The organism is Kitasatospora sp. NPDC028961, assembly GCF_055564815.1.
The window spans coordinates 143,888-146,799 of sequence record NZ_JBVHVO010000007.1 but is presented as its reverse complement, the minus strand read 5'-3'; the positions used below and the strand labels follow the sequence as shown (position 1 = coordinate 146,799).

Annotated in this window: 2 protein-coding genes; both read left to right on the top strand. The window is 72.6% G+C overall.

Annotated elements, in window-relative coordinates:
- The first annotated feature begins 229 nt into the window (after positions 1–229).
- Positions 230–820, top strand: a complete 591-nt coding sequence (locus ACZ4UX_RS16140) for a hypothetical protein (RefSeq protein WP_465707104.1) — start codon at positions 230–232, stop codon at positions 818–820.
- A gap of 460 nt (positions 821–1,280) precedes the next feature.
- On the top strand, positions 1,281–2,912 hold a 1,632-nt coding region (locus ACZ4UX_RS16135), incomplete at its 3' end, for a glycosyl hydrolase family 18 protein (RefSeq protein WP_465707103.1).

The following is a 2,912-nucleotide window of genomic DNA, read 5'->3' as shown; positions in this document are numbered from 1 at the left end:
GCCCCCCCCAACTCTCTTTCTTTCTCCCCCCCCCCCCCCCTCCCCCCCCCCCCCACCCCCCCCCCCCCCCCCCACGCCACCAAGGCGGCGTGGCACCGTCCGGATCGCCCGCCGTGCGGCGGCGATTCCCGAACTGCCGTACGGGGCAGCGGTGCGACGGTGTACGGTCGGCACCAGGTGAGCCGGGAAGACTGGTCGGCATGATGCCGACGCCTGCCCGAGGAGCACCGTGGCCACCGAGCCGAACGCCGCCACCCCGCCGCCCGCCACCCCGTCCGCCGCGGCCGCCGCCGGGCGCGCCGAGCCCGCCGCGGACCGCCTCGGCCCGCTGGTCCGGGTCGACGGCCGCTGGATCCTGGGCGACCAACGGCGGCGGGCCCACCTCACCTTCGAGCCCGAGGGCCTGGTGCACCGCGTCGTGGGCCGGGAGCCGCACCCGGTGGCCTGGGACCGGCTGATGGAGCTGGGCGTGGCGGTCACCCCCGACCGGTTCTCCAGCTCCAGGGTCGGCGGCCTGCTGAGCAGGACCCCGGGCATCACCACCCACGGCTCCTGCCTGCGGGCCATGGTCCGGCACCCCTACGACATGTGGTCGGCCGGGTTCAGCCACCACCGCGCGTTCTACCCCTCCCGCGAGATCGTGCTCCTGCAGTCGCTGCTCGGCCTCGTCGTCGACCGGAAGCGGGCCGAGCTGCTGGGTGACGACGTCTGGCTGACCACCGCCGTCCGCGGGCTGGCGGCGCACCGCCCCGCCGTCCGGTGGCGCCGGCCGGACGGGGTCGCCGAGCTCGTCGACGAGCTGCTCGCACAGGCCTCCTGAGACCCTCCCCGACCACGGCGGCGGCCCTCCCGCCGAGCCGCGCCCCTGGGGCCGGTGGGGCTCCGGCGGCGCCGCCCGCGCGGACCTGACGGTTCGTCCGGCGACCGCCCGACCCGTCCGCCGACGAACAGTTAGGACTCTTGACAGACGAGTGGTCTAGTCCAACCATAAGCATGTCGATCCGACCGGGATGCACTGTGGGGGTGTGACCACCGGCGGCTGAGGCATTGCCCTGCCCTGCTCCGCTCCACCCCCGACCCGCACGGCGCACGCCTGCCCACGCACTGTCGTCCGCCCGTTCCGGGTGGCACGGGGGCTCCGTACGCCCACCCGCCGCACGCCCCCACCACATTCCGCAGCACCCGCTCCGCAGCACTGCCACCTGCGCGGTCCCACGGTTTCGCCGCGCAGCCCCGTACTTCACCAACGTCCTGCCCCACCACGTCTGTTGGAGAACTCCATGCGTCTACGCAGAACACTCCAGGCCGCCCTGACGGCCTGTGTCACGCTGGCCGCGTCGGCCGGCCTGGTCGCCGTCGGGACGGCCTCGGCCGAAGCCGCCACCCCGCTGCCGACCCGGGTCTTCGCCCCGTACTTCGAGGCCTGGACGGGCGAGAGCCCGGCCGCGCTCGCCGCCCAGTCCGGTGCCAAGCACCTGACGATGGCGTTCCTCCAGGCCGCCACCAAGGGCTCCTGCACGCCGTACTGGAACGGCGACAGCTCGATGCCGGTCTCGCAGGCCACCTTCGGCGCGGACATCGCCACCATCCGGGCCAACGGCGGTGACGTGATCCCGTCGTTCGGCGGCTACACCGCCGACAACACCGGTACCGAACTGGCCGACAGCTGCACGGATGTCAACCAGATCGCGGCCGCCTTCGAGAACGTCATCACCACGTACGACATCAGCCGGATCGACCTCGACATCGAGGACAACTCGCTGACCAACACGGCCGGCATCGACCGCCGCAACAAGGCGATCAAGCTGGTGCAGGACTGGGCCGCCGCCAACGGCCGCTCGATCCAGTTCTCCTACACGCTGCCGACGACGACCAGCGGCCTCGCCTCCAGCGGCCTCGCGGTGCTGAAGAACGCCGTCACGAACAACGCCCGGATCGACGTCGTCAACCTGATGACCTTCGACTACTACGACAACGCCGCGCACGACATGGCTGCCGACACCCAGACCGCGGCGACCGGCCTCTACAACCAGCTGGCCAAGCTCTACCCGACCAGGACCCCGGCGCAGCTGTGGGGTTCCATCGGCGTCACCGAGATGGTCGGCATCGACGACTTCGGCCCGGCGGAGACCTTCACCGTCGCCAACGCGACCGCGGTGTACAACTGGGCGGTCTCGAAGGGCATCAACACGCTGTCGTTCTGGGCCCTCCAGCGCGACAACGGCGGCTGCCCGGGCACCGGCGGGCGGGACGACTGCTCCGGGATCAGCCAGGGCAAGTGGGACTTCAGCCACATCTTCTCCCAGTACACCAGCAGCACTCCGGTGGGCAACGACTTCTCGGTCGCGGTGAACCCGAACTCCGGTACCGTGGCGGCCGGTTCCGCCACCAGCGCGACGATCTCCACCGCTGTGACGGCCGGCTCCGCCCAGAGCGTCAACCTCACCGTCACCGGCGCCCCGGCCGGCGTCACCGCCACCGTCACCCCCGGCAGCGTCACCGCTGGCGCCGCCGCCACCCTCAACATCACCACCACCGCCGCGACCGCCGCCGGGACCTACCCGCTGACGATCACCGGCAACGCCACCTCCGGCAGCCACACCAGCAGTTACTCGCTGAAGGTGACGAGCACCCAGCCCGGCAACGACTTCTCGGTCGCGGTGAACCCGAACTCCGGCACCGTGGCGGCCGGCTCCGCCACCAGCGCGACCGTCTCCACCGCCGTGACGGCCGGCTCCGCCCAGAGCGTCAACCTCACCGTCACCGGCGCCCCGGCCGGCGTCACCGCCACCGTCACCCCCGGCAGCGTCACCGCCGGCGCCGCCGCCACCCTCAACATCACCACCACCGCCGCGACCGCCGCCGGGACCTACCCGCTGACGATCACCGGCAACGCCACCTCCGGCAGCCAC